The organism is Ensifer sp. ENS11 (assembly GCF_014851895.1).
In the GTDB taxonomy this organism is placed as follows: domain Bacteria; phylum Pseudomonadota; class Alphaproteobacteria; order Rhizobiales; family Rhizobiaceae; genus Ensifer; species Ensifer canadensis.
On sequence record NZ_JACVAN010000027.1, the window covers coordinates 1 to 19,350 of the forward strand.

The following is a 19,350-nucleotide window of genomic DNA, read 5'->3' on the forward strand; positions in this document are numbered from 1 at the left end:
TCGGCACCTGCACGCCCTTGTAGCCGCAATCGGCAGCCCACTTGGTGATCGCCGCAAACGAGTTGAACGGCGCCGCATCCCCGGCAAACTGCGCAAGAAACAGACCGGGGCCCTTAATCGTTTTCATCGCAAACATCCTCCTGATGATATGGCTACCGGCAGAGCCGGCCGGTTCGGCCAACGACAGGAAGAAGCGGACGAAAGCTTCATTTTCGCTGCAGCTGAAGCACCTGAAACGTTGCAGGCGCCGAAGCTAGCAGATTTTCTGTATGGAGCAACCGGTTGGGACGAGAATTTCGGGAGGCGTCCTCCTGCGTTCACAGGCGCCGAAATGCCAATCCGGAAACTGACTGCGGTGCGCCTCACCGGCACGACGAGGCACCAGTAAAAAAACCGGCCGCAGCGGCGGCCGGTTCTTCAATCAGCGTTGATCGCAGCCGCTCAGACGTAGCGGTTGACGACATTCTCCAGCAGCTCCTGCTTGCCGGACTTCGGTTGCGGGTTGAGGTCGGACTTCAGCACCCAAGCTTCGATCTCTTCCAGCGAGAAGCCACCCTCGAGCATCTTCTTGGCTTCCGGCACCTGCCAACCGGCGTAGCGCTGATCAAGCGGAGCCGACAGCGCCTTGTCTTCGATCATCTGGGCGGCCGCCTTGATGCCGCGGGCGCAGCAATCCATGCCGCCGATATGGCCGATCAAGAGGTCCTCGGGGTCGAGCGACTGGCGCCGCAGCTTCGCGTCGAAGTTGGTGCCGCCCGACTTGAAACCGCCGCCTGCCAGCACCTGATAGTAGGCGAGCGCCATTTCCGGCACGTTGTTGGGGAACTGGTCCGTATCCCAACCCGACTGGTAGTCGTTGCGGTTCATGTCGATCGAACCGAAGATGCCAAGCGCATTGGCAAGAGCCAGTTCGTGCTCGAAGGAATGGCCGGCGAGGATCGCATGGCCCTGCTCGATATTGACCTGGACTTCCTTCTCCAGACCGTACCTCTTGAGGAAGCCGTAGACCGTGGCGACGTCATAGTCATACTGGTGCTTGGTCGGCTCCTGCGGCTTCGGCTCGATCAGGATCGCGCCCTTGAAGCCGATCTTGTGCTTGTAGTCGACCACCAGATTGACGAAGCGGCCGAGCTGGTCGAGTTCTCGCGAAAGGTCGGTGTTGAGCAGCGTCTCGTAACCTTCGCGCCCGCCCCACAGCACGTAGTTCTCACCGCCGAGACGCTGGGTGGCATCTAGGCAGGTCTTTACCGTCGCGGCTGCAAAGGCAAACACATCCGGATCCGGATTGGTGGCGGCACCCGACATATAGCGGCGATTGGAGAAGAGGTTGGCGGTGCCCCAGAGCAGCTTGACGCCGGTGTCGGCCTGCTTCTTTGCGAAATAGTCGACGATCTCGTTGAGGTTCTTGGTGTTTTCGACGAAGTTCCGGCCCTCGGGGCGCACGTCGGCATCGTGGAAGCAGTAGTAGGGAACGCCGAGCAGCTGGAAGAATTCGAACGCAACATCCGCCTTCAGCTTGGCCGCATCCATCGTGTCCTTGAACCATGGGCGCTCGAACGTCTGGCCGCCAAAGGGGTCTCCGCCCGGCCAGACGAAGGTGTGCCAATAGGCAACCGCGAAGCGCAGGTGATCTTCCATGCGCTTGCCGAAAACGACCTCGTCCTTGTTGTAGTGGCGGAAGGCGAGCGGATTGCTGCTCTCCGGTCCCTCATACTTGATCTTAGCGATATCGCCGAAAAATCCCGTGCTCACGGTCTGGCTCCTCTCAAGGCTGGTGTGCCGGCGCCGCGACTGCAAAACGCCCGGTCATTACGTGGAAGGTAATTGGTTTCATTCCCTCGTGCGGCGATACCTGCGGCATCGAAACGCCAAGCCAAAGGAATAGTCAGATGAACGATTTCAACCGGATCGCCGAGGCCTACATCGCCGCCTGGAACGCAGAGGTCGGCAGCCGCAGCGTGTTGATCGAAGCGGCCTTTACCGTCGACGTCGCCTATCGCGACCCGATCATGCAGGGTGACGGGCATGCGGGCATCGGCGGCTTGATCGCCGGCGTTCAGGGCCAGTTTCCTGGTTTTCGCTTCACGCTCAAGGGCACGCCGGACGGCTTTGCCGACACGATCCGCTTCTCCTGGGCGCTTGGCCCAGATGGCGACGAATCCGTGATCGAGGGCACCGACGTCGGCCTCATCGAGAACGGCCGGCTGAAACAGGTCACCGGCTTTATCGACAAGGTGCCGGCGCAATAGGCCCGGTCGATCGAAAACAGCCATGGAGGGGCGCGGTGCGGTCACGTCGTCGCGCCCTTGATGGCGGGATAGAGACGCCGATAGCTCTGGTAGGCTTCGTCGTAGGCCGCCACAAAAGCCGCTTCGGGCGCGATCGTTTCCGCCGTTTTCGGTGCATGGCAAATCGCGACTGGGTCGGCGCCGGTCGCCGCGATCAGGCCGAGACGCGCAGCACCGAAGGCGGCGCCGAAATCGCCATCAGCAGGCAGATCGACCGGCAGGTCGAGCGCGGTCGCGATCGACTTCAGCCAGTAGCGCGAACGCGATCCACCACCGATCGCCGTCACCCGCGAAAGCGTCGTGCCGGCGGCACGCAAAGCTTCGAGGCTGTCACGGATGGCGAAGGAAACGCCTTCCATGACCGCCTGCGTCAGCACTACCCGGCTGCTCTCGTGGCCGAGCCCGGCAAATGCGCCGCGGATCGTTGCATCATTGTGGGGCGTGCGCTCGCCGGAGAGATAGGGAAGGAAGGTCACGCCGCTTGGCGCCTTCAGCGTATCGCCGAGCTCGGTGCTGAGGTCGGCGGCGCTGCGACCGGCGATTCCGGAATACCAGTTGAGCGCATCGGTCGCCGACAGAATGACACCCATCTGATGCCAGGTATTCGGCAGAGCGTGGCAGAAGGCGTGAACGGCGCTTTCCGGATTGGGCAGGTAGCTTGCATTGGCGGCAAACAGCACACCCGACGTGCCCAATGAAACGAAAGCATGGCCTTCGCCGACGGTGCCCATACCGCAGGCAGACGCCGCATTGTCGCCCGCCCCCCCGGCAACGACGACGCCGGCATCCATGCCCCAGCGTGACGCCAGCTCGGGCCGGAGCCCGCCCGCCCGATCCGTGCCTTCGACGAGATCCGGCATCTGCCGTTCCTCCATGCCGGTGGCCGAAAGCAGGCTTTCTGACCAGCGGCGCTTGGCCGTATCGAGCCAAGCCGTGCCGGCCGAATCCGACATCTCGGACATATGCTCACCCGTCAGCCACAGGCGCAGATAGTCCTTCGGCAACAGCACCCACCGCACCTTGGCAAAGAGATCCGGCTCGTTTTCACGCACCCATGCGAGTTTCGGCGCGGTGAATCCGGGGAAGACGATGTTGCCGGTGATGGCGCGGAATTGCGGCTCGGCATCGAGCGCCGCTGCCTCGCGAAAACTGCGGGTGTCGTTCCAGAGGATGCAGGGCCGCAGCACCTTGTCGTCGGCGTCAAGCAGCGTCGCGCCATGCATCTGGCCGGAAAGGCCGATGCCGCGCACGGCGGCAAGGGCTGAAGGATGTGCCGCCTTCAGGCCTGATATCGCCTCCTCGGTAGCCCTGATCCAAGCGGCCGGGTCCTGCTCCGACCAACCGGGATGCGGCCGCGAGACGTCGAGTGCGCCGGATGCCGAACCGACAATACGCTGATCGCCATCCATCAGCATCGCCTTGACGCCCGACGTGCCGAGATCCAGTCCAAGATACATGCGTGCCTCCATTGGGCAATTCCGGGGAAAGCGTGCAACGGTTTTCCGTCAGGAATTGTGTAAATTCAAAGCATTACACCGGTTCGACCGGCAGGTTGTCTTTGAGGAAAATGTCGATGCGGATGCGTTCCTGCGCCTCTATCATCGAGAGCCCATCGGCGCGGGCCTTCAGCACGCGAATGGCGCTGCGCACCTCGTGACCGGCATCCTGGTTGAGCAGCGCATCGATGGTACCCGAAACGAGTGCAGCACGACTGTACGGCGTCAATTCGTGCGCGATCGCGCAGATCTCGGACTGACGTCCGGCCTTCTCCAGCGCCGCGATCAGGCCGCGGTTGCCGGCGCCGAGGCTGTAGATGCCGGTAAGGTTCGGATGCGCGGCGAGCAGATCCTGCACCAGATTTTCGACTTCCGACGGGTCATCGTGGCCCTCGACCACGGGCAAAAGCTGCCGCTTAGCGGCACCTTCATTGACGGCAGCGCTGAAACCCTCAAGCCGATCCCGATGGTCTCGCACCAGCATCGATCCGGCGACGATGGCAACGGGCCCGTCGCGGCCGCCGACAAAACGCCGCATCAGACTGCCGGCCGTGCGTCCGGCGGCAATATTGTCGACGCCGGCGAAATGCTCGCGCTCGGAGCCGGTCAGGTCGGACACGAGGGTGACGACGGCAATGCCGTCCTCGCGAAGCCGCCCAACGGCCGCAACCACTTCAGGCGCTTCGACGGCAACGACGGCAACGCCGGCCGGTCCGCGTCGGCGCGCTTCGTCGAGCGCATCGGCCAGCGCCGATGCATCGAAGGCGGGAACGGAGAGGATGCTGACATCGGTCCGCTCGACGGCGGAGCGGGCCATTGCGGACTGGACCTCGGCCTCGAGCCCGCGCATGAAGGCGTTTTCGCCTTCGGGCAAAATGAAGATCAGCGGATAGCTGCGGCTCTTGGCAAGGTTGGCCGCCGCCACGTCCCTGATATAACCGAGCGTCGCGATCGCGCGCTCGACCTTGTCGCGCGTGACCGTCCGCACACCCGGGCGATTGTTCAAAACCCGGTCGACGGTCGCAAGGCTGACGCCTGCTTCTGCAGCGATGTCGTGGACTGTAGGGCGCATCATTTCCTCCCGCAAACTGCCTTAGAGGAATTTTTGATGTACGTAAATCAAAAACACGCAAGGAAAGACCGGCCGCTGTTTTCGCTGGCTAAAAACGCTTGCTGAATGCTTGCGTGAAAGTGACCTCGCCGTGGCCCTTCCCGGCCTCGGCAAGCACCACATCCATGAAGCCGTCGGTCACGCGCACGAGCGCGAAACCGCCCATATAGGCCGCCTTCGGCTTGAACAGATCCAGCCCTTCGCGGCGATAGATCATCGCGGTTTCGTGCTGATGGCCGTGAAAGAGACCGATGACATTATAGCCCTTGACGGCATCAACGAGCGCCTGCCGCTCGCCAGGACTCCACCAATGCGGCGGGCCATTGCCCTGGTCGTCGAAGGTCCTGGCGGCAGCGTCCCAGACCTCCGTCGAGAAGGCATCCCAGCCATAGTGCTGGAACAGGATCACCGGTCGGCCGTCAGCGGCATAGGTTGCCAGATCCTGCTTCAGCCACGGCAGCGCATCCACCGCACCCTTGCTGACGTCGCCACCGAAGCGTTGGAGCTGAACGAGATGCAGCCCGCCCCAATCCCAGGAATAGCAATCCGACAGCGGGTCGTAGTTCGTCACCGGCACCGGAGGCTTGTAGAACACCGACTGCCGATGATTGAGCTCGACATAGTCGCGCAGTTCGCGGCGATACCAGTCGACATGCGGCGGCGGCCCGTCCTGGTCGAGGTCATGGTTGCCGAGCCCGACATAGACGGGGAAGTGCACGCGGTCGGCACCCGGTCCTTCCTGATAGCGGCTCGAAAACTGCTGCAGCTGCCGTCCCTCACGCGGCTGGCGCACCTGTCCGCCGCCGTCATCGGTCACGTCGCCACCGAGCACAAGACCGAGCGGCCGGCCGATCCGCCGGCCGGTGCTGCCGAGCCCGCTTGACTGACCGCCGACGGTTTCCGGCCAGTGCATCGCCGGCAGGGCATTGAGCGCTGCCACGTGGCGAAGCAGATTCGCGTCGGTCTTGCCTTCGGCCGCACAGTTCGGCGCAAGGCCCTCGGTCGAGACGAGGCAGGCGTGGATATCGTTCGAAAACAGGAAGGTAGCATCGATGGGCGGGCGTCCGGCTGCGCGCATGGGCGTGGCCAACAGTGTCGCGCCGATGCCGGCGGCGGCGGCAAGGAAGGAGCGCCTGGAGATGCCGAAGTGTTGGTATGCCCGCATGAACGGCCCCGTTTCCAACCCGGCCAGGTGCCGGATCGTCGATCAGGGTTCGGCCGGACGTTGCTTTCCGGCCGGATTGTGCCGCAACACGAAGACGGCGTAAACCGCGCGTGGGCCTAGTGCCCGCCGCCGCTGGGTCCGACGCCCTGCGGTTTCTTGATCATCATCACACCCAGGATCAGCGACAGGAACAGCACGGTCAGGATGACGAAGATATCGCCGAACGACAGGATCATCGCCTGCTTCTGGGCCATCGCCGCAAGCTGCTTGATGGCGATCGAAGCACCATCGAGACCATGGGCGTTGAAGGTGGCGGCCATGTTGTTGAACCGCTCCATCGCCTCGGGGTTGCCCCACTGGATGTGTTCGGAGAGCCGGGCATAGTGCAGATCCTGGCGCTGGGTCAGGATGGTGTTGATCACCGCCAGGCCAACAGCGCCGCCAAGGTTGCGCGTCAGGTTGAAGAGGCCGGATGCGCCGCGCATGCGTGCCGGCGGCATGGTGCCGAGCGCGATGTTGTTGATCGGCACCATGCACAGCATCAGCCCGACGCCGCGCAGGATCTGCGGAATGAACAGCTCGTAGAAGTCCCAGTCAGCCGTCAGATGTCCCATGATCCAGGTGCCGCTGGCAAAGCTGGCAAAGCCGATGGTCATCAGCACGCGCGGATCGAGTTTGCCCGACAGGAAGCCGGCGACCGGCGCCGTGAAGAACATGGCTAGACCCGAGACAAACATCGTCTCGCCGATCATCAGTGAATCGTAGCCGCGGATGCGCCCGAGATAGAGCGGGTAGAGATAGGTGAGACCATAGAGCCCGATGCCCATGACAAAGGAGAACATCGAACCGAAGGCGAAATTTCGGTTTGAAAACGCCCTGAGGTCGACCACCGGGAATTCCACCTTGAAGGCCCGGTAGAAGAAAATCACCGCGGCGATCACGGTGGCGACGGCACCCATGACGATATGCTCGTCGTTGAACCAGTCGTTGGCGTTGCCTTCTTCCAGGACATATTCGAGCGAGCCGAGGAAGATCGCCATCGAGGCGAGCCCCCACCAGTCGAACTTCTTGAACAGACCAAGCTCCGGCTTGTCGAAATCGATGAAGGTCCAGGTCAGCGTCGCAACGATGATGCCGGGAATGACATTGACCAGGAACAGCCAGTGCCAGGAGAAGGCGTGGCTGAGGTAGCCGCCGACGGTCGGGCCGATGGTCGGCGCGAGCGTGGCGATCAGACCGATGATCGGCGAAACGATGTTGCGCTTCGACGGCGGAAAAATGGTGAAGGCAGCCGCAAAGACTGACGGAATCATGCCGCCACCGATGAAGCCCTGGATCGCCCGGTAGACGATCATCTGGTCGATATTGGTGGCTGTGGCGGCGAGCGCGCTTGCCGCGGTGAAACCCGCAGCCGATACCGAAAACAATACCCGCGTCGAGACGATACGCGCCAGCGTGCCCGAAAGCGGGATCATGATGACTTCGGCAATGAGGTAGGAGGTCTGCACCCAGCCGATTTCGTCGGAGCCGGCCGACAGGCCGGCCTGGATTTCGGCAAGCGATGCCGAAACGATCTGGATGTCGAGGATCGCCATGAACATGCCGACGACCATGGCGAAGAAGGCGATCAGCCTTCTCGGGTCCATATGTTCTTCGACCTTCGGTGCGGCTGCCGCCACCGAGCCTGCTGTTGCCGTTGCGGCCATCTGAGCCACTCCCTGCGTGTAAAGGCGCATCGGCGCGTTCAAAAGAACACGCCGGCGCGTCAGGCCCGATTACTTCGTGGCGGCGACCTTGGTCTCGTCGGGCGCCGTGCGCGTGTCGACATCGACGACGACGCTCAAGCCCGCCCGCAGATGGCCTTCCGCCAGCACATCGGCCGGCAGCGTGATGCGCACCGGCACACGCTGGATCACCTTGGTGAAGTTGCCGGTGGCGTTTTCCGCCGGCAGCAGCGAGAACACCGAGCCGGATGCCGGCGCGATCGAGGCAACCGTGCCTTCGACCGCGTGCTCGTCATAGGCGTCGATATGGACCTTGACCTTCGAGCCGGGGACCAGATGGGCGATCTGCGTCTCCTTGAAGTTGGCGTCGATATAGAGCTGGTCGACAGGCACGAGCGCGGCCAGTCGCTGGCCAGCGGAAACGAGGTCACCGACCTGGACGGCGACGTTGCCGATGACGCCGTCATAGGGCGCCTTCAAGACGGTGAAGCCGAGGTCGCGGTTGGCCTTGTCACGGGCAAGTTCGAGCGAGCGGATCTGGCTTTCCGCCTCTGAGCGCTGCGCCTGCAGCACGGTGATGTTGGCGTTCGCAGCCGCGATGTTGGCATCGGCGCCGGCAAGGTTCGCCCGAGCCTGATCCAGAGCCACGTCGGCATTGTCGCGCGAAGCAACGGTGCCGACGTCCTTGGACTGGAGGTCGCTCGCGCGCTTCTGCGCGAGTTCGGCGCCGCGCACCGTTGCTTCGAGAGCGTTCTTCTGGGCTTCGGCCTGGGCAAGGCTCGCCATCGCCCCTGCGATCTGCGCGTCGAAACGGCTGAGCGCCAGCTTCTGGGTGGCGATCTGGGCTTCGGTCTGCTCGGCCGCGATACGGTAGTCGCCGTCATCGAGCGTGACCATGGGATCGCCGGCCTTCACCTTCTGGTTGGCGACGACGTCGACCTTGGCGACATAGCCCGACACTTTCGGAGAGATCGTGGCAATGTCGCCTTCGATATAGGCGTCATCAGTCGAAACCATGAAGCGGCCATTGGTCCACCAGTCATAGCCATACCAGCCGGCGCCAGCGAGCGCGACAAGGCCGAGAACCGGCAAGATCGGGCTGCGCTTCTTCTTTTTCGAAGCGGCCTCGACAGCAGGCTCTTGCACCGCTGCCGGCGCCTCGGCAGTCGCCCCCTTGGCCTCGGGCTCGGCCTCATGGGTCTGCGGAACTTCAAAATCCTCGCCGACAGGGCGAACGCGAGCGGCGCTGGACGTTTTGGATGCGGACATGGATACCGGCCTGGTTAATGAGGGGTGACTGAACTGAACCGTTCGGTTCGATCGAAGCTTGACTTAGTCGCTTTGACGTCGCATATCAAGAGGGAATCGAACCGGGTAGTTCGATGGACGAGAATTAATGCGAACGGGACGGGTGCAGACGGCAATCATGGAACCAGCAAAGACCGAGCAAAACGAGACCTTCCGGCCTGATAACGGCGCGGACGACCAGCTTGGTCCCGGCAGCGGACGCCATGCGGCGGGTGAAGACCCTGCCAAGCGCCAACAGATTCTCGAGGGCGCGCGGCGGGTCTTCATGAGCCAGGGCTTCGACGCCGCCAGCATGAACGATATCACCCGCGAGGCCGGCGTCTCGAAGGGCACGCTCTACGTCTACTTCGAAAACAAGGAAGACCTGTTCAAGGCGCTGATCATCCAGGGCAAGACCCTGGTGATCCAGACCGCCAAGCATGCACTCAACGACCACGAAGACGTCGAGGAGGCGCTCTACGATTTCGGCGTCACCCTGACGAGCAGCATCACCTCCGAGGCCACGATCCGCTCCATGCGCATGGTGATCGGCGTGATCGACCGGATGCCGCATCTGGCGGAACGCTTCTTCAGCGAGGCGCCCGAAAACGGCTATACGGTCCTCAAGACCTATCTCGACCGGCAGGTTCCAACAGGCACGCTCGACATCGACAACACGGAAGTAGCGGCCAGGCAGTTCATCGAGATGGCCCAGGCCGGGCTGTTCAAGCACCGCCTGTTCGGCGGAATGTGCTCGGCGCCGCCGCGAGAGCAGATCGAGGGCACGGTTGCCGCGGCCGTCCGCGTCTTCATGGCCGCCTATGGACCGAAGAAGAAGACGGACTGAGCCAAGCCAAGGGGCTCATTCGTTCGGGCTAGCCTTCAATCCAGCAATTGCGATCAAGCACGCCTTGCGGCAAGACCCTATGAGCATGGGCTGTCTGCCACGGGAGTGAACATGAGTGCTATCGGAAGGGCGATCTGGTTCATCGAGAGCCATTTCGCCAGGGATATATCGCTGGAGGAGATCGCCGAGGCTGCCGGCCTTTCGCGCTTTCACCTGTCGCGCGTCTTCGGACTGGTGACCGGTCGCTCCATCAGCGCCTATATCCGTGCGCGGCGGCTGAGCGGCGCCGCACGAAACCTTGCCGACGGCTCGTCCAGCATTCTCGCGGTGGCCCTCGAAGCGGGCTACGGCTCGCACGAGGCTTTCACCCGTGCCTTTCGCGAGCAGTTCGGCGTCACGCCGGAGACCGTGCGCAAGCAAGGGCACCTCAGCAACATCGCACTGACGGAGCCTATCAGAATGGACGACACCCGCCTCCTCAAACTGGACCCACCGCGCTTCGAAGACAGCCCGCCTTTGCTTTTGGCCGGCCTTGCCGAAACCTACGCCTATGGCCGCACCGAAGGCATTCCCTCGCTGTGGCAGCGCTTCAATACCCACTTCGGCAACATCCCCGGACAGAAGGGCAACGTCGCCTACGGCGTCTGCAGCCAGAGCGATGGCGAAGCCGGGACATTTCGCTATATGGCGGCAGCAGAAGTCGACGACGCCGGCGCCCTGCCCGCCGGCTTTACCACCATGAAGCTGCCGAAGCAGCGTTACGCCGTGTTCCTGCACCGCGGCCATATCTCGTCGATCGCCACGACGGCGCACCATATCTTCGGCACCTGGCTGCCGGAGTCCGGTCTTCAGCATGGCCAAACGCCTGATCTCATCGAGCGTTATGATGATCGTTTCGACCCGCATTCGGGCATGGGGGTGGTCGAAATGTGGATTCCGATCCAAGCGTAAACGGTAAAGCGCCGCCGCAAATGGCCGGCGGCGCTTGTCACTTTCGCAATGTTGCTTAAATACTGCCGCGATTCTTGCGCGACGACGCGCCACCGAAAAAGGAAAGATCGCCGATGCAGGGGATAATGTCGCTTGCCCAGGACCCAGCCGCCTGGGTCGCCCTCATAACACTGGTTGTCATGGAGGTGGTTCTCGGCATCGACAACCTGATCTTCATCTCCATCCTCACCAACAAGCTGCCGGCCGAACACCGCGAGAGGGCCCGCCGCATCGGCATTACCCTGGCGCTCGTCATGCGCCTCGCCCTGCTCGGCACCGTCGCCTGGATCGTCAAGCTGACCACGCCGGTGTTCGAGGTCTTCGGACACGGCTTCTCGTGGAAGGACATGATCCTGATCGCCGGCGGTCTTTTCCTCGTCTGGAAGGCGACCAAGGAAATCCACCATAGCGTCGATCCGAGCGACCACGGCGAAGACTTCATCGCTTCTTCGGCGATCAACAGCTTCGGCGCGGCGATCGGCCAGATCCTGCTGCTCGACCTCGTCTTCTCGGTCGACAGCATCATTACCGCCGTCGGCATGACGCCGCATCTGCCGATCATGGTCGTCGCCGTCCTAGCCGCCGTCACCGTGATGCTCGTTGCCGCGACGCCGCTTGCCAACTTCATCGAGAAGAACCCGACGATCGTCATGCTGGCGCTCGCCTTCCTCTTGATGATCGGCACGACGCTGATCGCCGAAGGCATGGGCCTGCACGTGCCGAAGGGCTACATCTACGCCGCCATGGCCTTCTCGGCGCTGGTGGAGGTTCTCAACATGGTGGCGCGCAATGCGCGGCTGCGAAAGAAGGCCGCCGGCAAGCTGCACTGAGGCGTTGCCACGAACAAAACTGGAAAGGCGGGGCCACCAGCCCCGCCTTTTCGTTGCGCCGAAAAAAGACCTGCATCACAGGGGATGCAGGCCATCTTGCTGCGGGCGTTTGTGAGAACGCTACAGCGCCGCGCGTCTTACGAGACGCGCAAAGGTCGCTGTCGCGCTTTGAATTGCTGCATGTTTTGATGCTTATATCGAATAGCATTTAAGGAAACATGCAGTGGCGCTCGACTGCCGTTTCGTTGGCCACGGGAAGAAATCGGAAAAATTCCCGTGTTCTCCGCCTTCGTCATGTCCGATTGGCACAGCCCGCGCCTCTCGAACGGATAACGCCTCATCCGGTAAATCGTTCCGGTTGCTTCAGGCGTCGGGACGTTGCCCAATCTCCACGAGGATGTTGCCGGGTATGACCATATAGAAGACATAGGCGCCATGCCGCTCTTCCGGTTCGGTGATGCGGATGCCGCTCGGCAGGATGCGCCGATAGGCATCCTCGACTGCCAATCGCTCGGGCAGCAGGAAGCCGATATGGTAGGTCTGAAGACCGAGGCTGACCTGGTCGCCACCGCCAAGCTTGGCGATCGGCGGGCTGATCACCAGCACCATGCCGGCATCGTCTGCCAGGCGATAAAAGGCATCCTTGCCGCGCGTTTCGACAAGCGTGAAGCCAAGATGTTCGATGAAGAATGTCGCCGTTTCGGTAACGACGGGGCTGTGAAGGTCGAGATGGTTCAGTCGCATATGCAGTCTCCGTGTTTTGAGAAACGCGGCGGACTGCGTCTGATCTGGATACACCCCGCCGCGGACCGATGCGGATGCATCGGAACCACGCCGCGGGTTCGAACGATCAGGTTCGAGCAGAGCTTCGCAACCGCTCGTACGGTGACGAAGGGACCGGGCTTACCATATCCGGTCCTGCCTTTTTCGACACGGGATGTGTAGCGCAGCCAAGCTGCGCCAGCAAGATCGCTGAGATCAGTTTTTCCCGGCGTCCGGATCCACCTTCTGCAACTCCTGCAGATAGGCGTCGAGACGATCAAACTTCTCTTCCCAGAAGCGGCGGTAGCTGTCGAGCCAGCTGTTGACGTCGCGCAAGGGTGCCGCTTCGAGCCGGCAGGGGCGCCATTGCGCCTCGCGGCCGCGGCTGATCAGCCCGGCGCGCTCGAGAACTTTCAGATGTTTTGAAACCGCCGGCAGGCTCATCTCGAACGGCTCCGCCAGTTCGCCGACAGAGGCCTCGCCGAGAGAGAGCCGGGCGAGAATCGCCCGGCGCGTGGGGTCGGCAAGGGCTGAGAGCGTGGTCGACAGGCGATCTTCCGGCATTTCCTAAAAAACCTTTCAGTTAAATAACCTCACGGTTCAATATAACCAGCCATCGGCAGTGTCAACAAAAACCGGCGTGATCCACTTTCCGTTGACATGCTCCATGTTCTATGGTCTCACGCGAGCCGACTGGAATAGCCCGCCGATACCGCTGGTGCGGCACCCCTACGGGCCTTTCCTTCCCATAAAATGCGCGCCCGGCGGCCGGACTTGTCTTCCGGCAAGGGGCGAGAAGCACGTCAAACGGGCAAAGACCATGGCAGATTCAGCAGTTCGGGTACGCATCGCACCCTCCCCCACCGGCGAGCCGCATGTCGGCACCGCCTATATCGCACTGTTCAACTATCTCTTCGCAAAGAAGCACGGCGGCACCTTCATCCTTCGTATCGAGGATACCGACGCCACACGCTCGACGCCGGAGTTTGAGCAGAAGGTTCTGGATGCGCTGAAATGGTGCGGGCTCGAATGGTCGGAAGGCCCTGACGTCGGCGGCCCCTATGGCCCCTACCGCCAGAGCGACCGCAAGGACATCTATCTCGACTACGTTCGCCAGATCGAGAACAACGGCCACGGCTTCCGCTGTTTCTGCACACCGGAACGGCTCGAACAGATGCGCGAGGGCCAGCGCGCCGCCGGCAAGCAGCCGAAATATGACGGCCACTGCCTGAGCCTGACAGCCGAAGAAGTGACCCGCCGCGTCGATGCCGGCGAGCCGCATGTCGTGCGCATGAAGATCCCGACCGAGGGCTCCTGCAAGTTCACCGACGGCGTCTATGGCGACGTCGAGATCCCGTGGGATTCGGTCGACATGCAGGTGCTGCTCAAGGCCGACGGCATGCCGACCTACCACATGGCGAACGTCGTCGACGACTACCTGATGAAGATCACCCACGTCGCGCGCGGCGAGGAGTGGCTGGCCTCCGTGCCGAAGCACATCCTGATCTATCAGTATCTCGGCCTGACGCCGCCGGTGTTCATGCACCTGTCGCTGATGCGCAATGCCGACAAATCGAAGCTGTCGAAGCGCAAGAACCCGACGTCGATCTCCTACTACTCGGCGCTCGGCTACCTGCCGGAAGCGCTGATGAATTTCCTCGGCCTGTTCTTCATCCAGATCGCCGAAGGCGAGGAACTGATGACGATGGCCGAGCTTGCCGAAAAGTTCGACCCCGACAACCTGTCGAAGTCGGGCGCGATCTTCGACATCCAGAAGCTCGACTGGCTGAACGGCCGCTGGATCCGCGAGAAGCTGAGCGACGACGAATTCCTCGGCCGGGTGCTTGCCTGGGCGTCCGAGAACGATCGCCTGAAGCAGGGCCTGAAGCTGTCGCAGTCGCGCATCTCCAAGCTCGGCGAACTGCCGGCCCTTGCCGACTTCCTGTTGAAGTCCGACCTCGGCCTCGAGCCGGCGGCCTTCGCCAAGATCAAGTCGAGCCCGGAAGAACTGGTCGAGATCTTCAACACGGTACAGCCGGATCTGGAAAAGATCCTCGAATGGAACAAGGAAACGATCGAAGCGGAACTACGCGCGATCGCCGACCGCATGGGCAAGAAGCTCAAGGTCGTGCTGGCACCGCTGTTCGTGGCGGTTTCCGGTTCGTCGCGGTCGCTGCCGCTCTTCGACAGCATGGAACTGCTCGGCCGCTCGGTCGTGCGCCAGCGGTTGAAGATTGCAGGCCAGGTCGCCGCCTCGATGGCCGGCAGCGGAAAGTAAGGACAGGACGATGAACGACAAGACCGAAACAACAGCCCTCTCCTCCGATGTGACGGAAGTGCGCGCGCAGAAGCTGAAGCTGCTCCGCGAACAGATCGGCGACGTCTATCCGGCGCATTTCCACCGCACGATGACCAATGCCGAACTTGCGGCGAAGTACGAGAACCTGGAGCTGGACACCGAGACGCAGGACGTCGTCACCGTCGCCGGCCGCGTCTACTCGTCGCGCAACTCCGGCATGTTCATGGATATCCATGATGCCTCCGGCAAGATCCAGATCTTCAGCCACAAGGACACCACGCCTGAAGACGCACGCGCACTGCTGCCGATGATCGACATCGGCGACATCATCGGTGTCACCGGCGTCGTGCGCCGCACCAAGCGCGGCGAACTGACGATCAACGCGCAGACGATCACCATGCTGACGAAGTCGCTGCTGCCGATGCCCGAAAAATGGCATGGCTTGTCGGATATCGAGCTGCGCTACCGCAAGCGCCACCTCGACATCATGACCAACGAGGAATCGAAGCTGCGCTTCCAGCAGCGCAGCAAGATCGTTTCCGGCATCCGCCGCTTCATGGAAGACGACGGCTTCATGGAAGTCGAAACGCCGATGCTGCATTCGGTCTATGGCGGTGCGACGGCCGAGCCGTTCAAGACTCACCACAACACGCTGAAGCTCGACATGTTCCTGCGCATTGCGCCGGAACTGTATCTGAAGCGCACGCTGGTATCTGGCCTGACCGACAAGGTGTTCGAGATCAACCGCAACTTCCGCAACGAAGGCGTCTCGACCCGGCACAATCCCGAATTCACCATGATGGAATGCTACTGGGCCTATGCCGACTACGAGGACATCATGGACCTCGTCGAGCGGCTGTTTACCAAGCTCGCTCTGTCGATCCACGGCTCGACCGAATTCATGTTCGGCGACAAGGAAATCTCCTTCAAGGGTCCGTTCCGCCGCGTGCCGATGCCGGATGCCGTCAAGGAAGCGACCGGTATCGACTTCCTGGCGATGAAGACCGACGAGGAAGCCCGTGCGGCCGCCAAGGCTGCCGGGTTCGAAGTCGAGAAGGACTGGACCTGGGGCGAGTGCCTCGCCTTCATCTTCGAAGAAAAGGTCGAGCCGACGCTGATCCAGCCGGCCCACGTCACGCATTTCCCGAAGGACATCTCGCCTTTCGCCAAGGAAGTGCCGGGCGAGCCGCGCCTCGTCGAGCGTTTCGAGACCTATTGCAACACCTGGGAACTCGGCAACGCCTTCTCGGAGCTCAACGATCCGGAAGAGCAGCGCGCCCGCATGGTCGAGCAGCTGGAGCAGGCCCATGCCCGCGGCGAAAAGGCAAAGCAGCTCGATGACGAGTTCCTTGATGCCATCGACCAGGGCATGCCGCCGGCAGGCGGCCTCGGCATCGGCGTCGACCGCCTGATCATGCTTTTGACCAACGCGCCGTCGATCCGCGACATCATCCTGTTCCCGGCGCGCCGCAACAAGGCCGACTGATCAAAGTCATAACGGCACAAGACAAAGCCCGGCGCGATTGCGGCGGGCTTTTTTCATTTTCAATGATGGAGTGACAGCGCGCTGCGCGAGAACGGCGCTTCAGTGGCCTGCAGGCGCTTCGGCGCTCTCGACCTTGTGCTCTTGCGCCGTGGCGTCCGGTGCCGCCTCGCCCTCGACGGCGACAGCATTCGGATCGATGCAGGGCGACCGATCGTCCATGCCGGCCATCATGCCGCGGATGTCACCCACGGAAAGATCGATGGTGTTGCCATGAAAGAAGCCGGCCGAGTTTGCCGTGCCGTCATTGTAGGACGCGCGGAACGGTTCATCCATACCGGGCACGCTCTGCGGGCCCGGTGCAAAGAGAACTTGCGCGCCGATCGCCGCACCCCGAACCTGGGCGCGCTCTTCCGGTCCGGCCGCATCGAGAACGACCACCTGGTAAAGCTCGGCATTTTCCGTCTTGGAGAGAGCACCGACCACGCGAAGCGCCGTGCGCATGCGCGCTTCGCCGTCGGCACGATCCGTCTTGATGTGCATGCGGACCCAGCGCTGACCGTGATGGCCGAGCTTGATGGTTCTGACCAGGGTGCATTCGAGGCCGGAGGTGGCGGGCTTGGAAATCCGCTCCATCAATGCGTCGCGGCCGACATAGACGGCGGCAGCACCTGAGGCAGCCGACACGCCGAACGCCGCGGCGAGGATGACGACCAGCCTCTTCGATGGGCGCAAGTTGCCGAGAATAGCCTTCACGAGAATGGCTCCGCTGTCATTTCAGGAACTGTAACAAAAGCCCGAAGGCGCCTTGCAAGGATAGGCGCTGCACCTTTCAGAAAGTTTAAGCGCCGCGCGCCATAGACGAACGGGAAGAACAGAGGAGCTCGCCCAAAAGACATCTTCAGCTTCGACATCGGGCGTGTTCGATAGGGATCGAAGGGTGATTGACTTTCGCAGGCATCTTGCCTCCATTGCGACCCGTCAAACGCAAGAAAAAGAAAAGAAGAACACATGCACAAGGTTATCTTTGATACGGATCCGGGCATCGACGATGCGATGGCCCTCCTCTTCCTCCACCGCCACCCGGATATCGACCTCATCGGCATTACGACGGTCTTCGGCAACGCCTCGGTCGAAACGACGACGCGCAATGCGCTGTTCCTGAAGCGCGAGTGGGGCATTAAGGCACCGGTCGCAAAAGGTCTCGACAAGACCTTCAATCCGGATCGGCCGCATGTCGGCTGGCCGACCTTTATTCATGGCGATGACGGCCTCGGCAACATCGACGTGCCCGAGACCATCGACCTGCCCGTCGATCCCCGCCCGGCGCACCGCTTCATCATCGACACCGTCCGCGCCAATCCCGGCGAAGTGACGCTGATTGCCGTCGGTCGCATGACCAACCTGGCGCTGGCACTGCGCGAAGATCCGGATTTTGCGCCGCTGGTGCGCGAAGTGGTGATCATGGGCGGCGCCTTCGACGTCAACGGCAACATCACGCCGGCCGCCGAAGCCAATATCCATGGCGACCCCGAGGCAGCCGACGTCGTCATGACGGCGCCGTGGCCGGTTACGGTCGTCGGTCTCGATGTCACCACCAAGACGGTGATGACCAAGGCCATGCTCGCCGACATCGCCGCACGCGGCGGAGCGCCGGCACAGCTGCTCTCCGACATCTCGCAGTTCTACATCACCTTCTACGAGCAGCATGTGCCTGACGGTATGGTGGTGCATGACAGCTGCGCCTGTGCCTATGTCGTGGCGCCGGACCTGTTCAAGGTGCGCAGCGGCGTCATCCGCGTCGTCTGCGGCGGCCTTGCCGATGGCCAGACGATCCAGAAGCCCGACAGCCGGCTGTTCCCGCCGAGCCCGTGGGACAACCTGCCGAGCCAGAAAGCTTGCATCGACATCGATGCAGCGAAAACCCTGAAGTTGATCGGCGACACGCTGGCGCTGCACGACTGATGTCACCCCGAACGGACCGGCTTGTCCAACCGTTCGAAAAACTTTGCTGCGATAGCTGGCGGACATGCGTTCGCCGGCTATCTTTATGGCCATGAAACCGGACGCCCTGCTCTATCCAGCCCCGAAAGGTCTCTATTGCGAGATCGGGGATTTCTACATCGACCCGGTGCAGCCGGTCGATCGCGCCCTGATCACCCATGGCCATTCCGACCACGCTCGCGCCGGCCACGGTCAGGTGCTCGCCACCCGCGAAACGCTCGATATCATGCGCATCCGCTATGGCGACGGTTTCTGCGGCACGAGCCAGGCCGTTGCCCTGGGCGAGACGATGGTCGTCAACGGCGTCGAGGTGCGTTTTCACCCCGCAGGCCATGTGCTCGGCTCGGCGCAGATTTCGGTGATGGCGAAGGGCACGCGCATCGTCGTCTCGGGCGATTACAAACGACGCCGCGACCCGACCTGCCTGTCGTTCGAACCGGTTCCATGCGACGTCTTCATCACCGAGGCCACCTTCGGCCTGCCGGTCTTCCACCACCCGGACGACCGCACCGAGATGCAGAAGCTGCTGACGTCGCTGAAGCAGTTTCCCGAGCGCACCCATGTGGTCGGCGCCTATGCGCTCGGCAAGGCGCAGAGGGTGATCGCCCTTCTGCGCGAGCAGGGCTACGACCAGCCGATCTACATCCACGGCGCCTTGCAGAAGCTCTGTGATTATTATCGTGGCGAAGGCATAGATCTCGGTGAAATCCGCCCGGCGACGCTTGCCGCCGACGAGAAGCAGGATTTTTCCGGCACCGTCGTCATCGGCCCGCCCGCAGCCTTCGCCGACCGCTGGGCGCGGCGCTTCGTCGATCCCCTGGCGATCTTCGCTTCAGGCTGGATGATGATCCGGCAACGGGCCAAGCAGCGCGGCGTCGAGCTGCCGCTGGTGATCTCCGACCACTGCGACTGGCCAGAACTGACGCAAACGATCCGTGAGATCGGCCCGGCGGAAGTCTGGGTTACCCATGGCCGCGAGGAGGCGCTGGTGCGCTGGTGCGAGCTCGAAGGCATCGCCGCGCGACCGCTGCATCTCGTCGGCTATGACGACGAGGGAGAGTGAG

General features: G+C 62.4%; 17 protein-coding genes and 1 pseudogene. 8 read left to right on the top strand and 10 right to left on the bottom strand.

Going from position 1 to position 19,350, the window contains the following annotated elements; genetic code table 11:
- Both IB264_RS30545 and xylA read right to left on the bottom strand, forming a co-directional pair.
- Positions 1-127 (bottom strand): annotated as a pseudogene (locus IB264_RS30545) (sugar phosphate isomerase/epimerase); the annotation flags it as partial.
- A gap of 314 nt (positions 128-441) precedes the next feature.
- Positions 442-1,752, bottom strand: a complete 1,311-nt coding sequence (gene xylA / locus IB264_RS30550; RefSeq protein WP_025424906.1) for a xylose isomerase — start codon at positions 1,750-1,752, stop codon at positions 442-444.
- 137 nt (positions 1,753-1,889) lie between these two features.
- Between xylA and IB264_RS30555 the strand changes: the two genes are divergently transcribed.
- On the top strand, positions 1,890-2,249 hold the full coding sequence (locus IB264_RS30555; RefSeq protein WP_025424907.1) for a nuclear transport factor 2 family protein: 360 nt from the start codon (positions 1,890-1,892) through the stop codon (positions 2,247-2,249).
- 41 nt (positions 2,250-2,290) lie between these two features.
- Here the strand turns inward: IB264_RS30555 and xylB are convergent, their stop codons facing one another.
- The 5 genes from xylB to IB264_RS30580 form a co-directional block, all read right to left on the bottom strand.
- A complete protein-coding gene (gene xylB, locus IB264_RS30560) occupies positions 2,291-3,745 on the bottom strand; it encodes a xylulokinase (protein ID WP_025424908.1) in 1,455 nt (484 codons plus the stop codon).
- Between the two features lie 73 nt (positions 3,746-3,818).
- A complete protein-coding gene (locus tag IB264_RS30565) occupies positions 3,819-4,856 on the bottom strand; it encodes a LacI family DNA-binding transcriptional regulator (protein ID WP_025424909.1) in 1,038 nt (345 codons plus the stop codon).
- Between the two features lie 88 nt (positions 4,857-4,944).
- On the bottom strand, positions 4,945-6,060 hold the full coding sequence (locus IB264_RS30570; protein ID WP_025424910.1) for a metallophosphoesterase: 1,116 nt from the start codon (positions 6,058-6,060) through the stop codon (positions 4,945-4,947).
- A gap of 116 nt (positions 6,061-6,176) precedes the next feature.
- Positions 6,177-7,766, bottom strand: coding sequence for a DHA2 family efflux MFS transporter permease subunit (locus IB264_RS30575; protein WP_025424911.1), 1,590 nt, complete (start codon positions 7,764-7,766; stop codon positions 6,177-6,179).
- Positions 7,767-7,835: 69 nt separating this feature from the next.
- Positions 7,836-9,053, bottom strand: coding sequence for an HlyD family secretion protein (locus tag IB264_RS30580; RefSeq protein WP_025424912.1), 1,218 nt, complete (start codon positions 9,051-9,053; stop codon positions 7,836-7,838).
- A 157-nt stretch (positions 9,054-9,210) separates the two neighbouring features.
- Between IB264_RS30580 and IB264_RS30585 the strand changes: the two genes are divergently transcribed.
- From IB264_RS30585 to IB264_RS30595, 3 genes are all read left to right on the top strand, one after another.
- Entirely contained in the window at positions 9,211-9,918 is a 708-nt protein-coding gene (locus IB264_RS30585) for a TetR/AcrR family transcriptional regulator (RefSeq protein WP_025424913.1), read from the top strand.
- A gap of 111 nt (positions 9,919-10,029) precedes the next feature.
- Entirely contained in the window at positions 10,030-10,869 is an 840-nt protein-coding gene (locus IB264_RS30590) for an AraC family transcriptional regulator (RefSeq protein ID WP_025424914.1), read from the top strand.
- Between the two features lie 113 nt (positions 10,870-10,982).
- On the top strand, positions 10,983-11,738 hold the full coding sequence (locus tag IB264_RS30595; protein ID WP_025424915.1) for a TerC family protein: 756 nt from the start codon (positions 10,983-10,985) through the stop codon (positions 11,736-11,738).
- A gap of 363 nt (positions 11,739-12,101) precedes the next feature.
- Here IB264_RS30595 and IB264_RS30600 read toward each other — a convergent pair whose 3' ends face one another.
- Entirely contained in the window at positions 12,102-12,482 is a 381-nt protein-coding gene (locus tag IB264_RS30600) for a VOC family protein (RefSeq protein ID WP_025424916.1), read from the bottom strand.
- 234 nt (positions 12,483-12,716) lie between these two features.
- Entirely contained in the window at positions 12,717-13,064 is a 348-nt protein-coding gene (locus IB264_RS30605; protein WP_025424917.1) for a helix-turn-helix transcriptional regulator, read from the bottom strand.
- 256 nt (positions 13,065-13,320) lie between these two features.
- Between IB264_RS30605 and gltX the strand changes: the two genes are divergently transcribed.
- Positions 13,321-14,778 (top strand): glutamate--tRNA ligase, encoded by a 1,458-nt coding sequence (gltX, locus tag IB264_RS30610; RefSeq protein ID WP_057210080.1) that lies wholly within the window; start codon positions 13,321-13,323, stop codon positions 14,776-14,778.
- Between the two features lie 10 nt (positions 14,779-14,788).
- The gene (lysS, locus tag IB264_RS30615; RefSeq protein WP_025424919.1) at positions 14,789-16,285 is read left to right on the top strand and encodes a lysine--tRNA ligase; all 1,497 of its coding nucleotides are present in this window, start codon (positions 14,789-14,791) and stop codon (positions 16,283-16,285) included.
- 99 nt (positions 16,286-16,384) lie between these two features.
- On the opposite strand, the gene IB264_RS30620 is transcribed toward lysS, so the two are convergent.
- Positions 16,385-17,038, bottom strand: a complete 654-nt coding sequence (locus IB264_RS30620) for a hypothetical protein (RefSeq protein ID WP_025424920.1) — start codon at positions 17,036-17,038, stop codon at positions 16,385-16,387.
- Between the two features lie 255 nt (positions 17,039-17,293).
- Between IB264_RS30620 and IB264_RS30625 the strand changes: the two genes are divergently transcribed.
- Positions 17,294-18,247, top strand: coding sequence for a nucleoside hydrolase (locus IB264_RS30625; RefSeq protein WP_025424921.1), 954 nt, complete (start codon positions 17,294-17,296; stop codon positions 18,245-18,247).
- Between the two features lie 91 nt (positions 18,248-18,338).
- A complete protein-coding gene (locus tag IB264_RS30630; protein WP_038576510.1) occupies positions 18,339-19,349 on the top strand; it encodes a ligase-associated DNA damage response exonuclease in 1,011 nt (336 codons plus the stop codon).
- Position 19,350 lies beyond the last annotated feature (1 nt).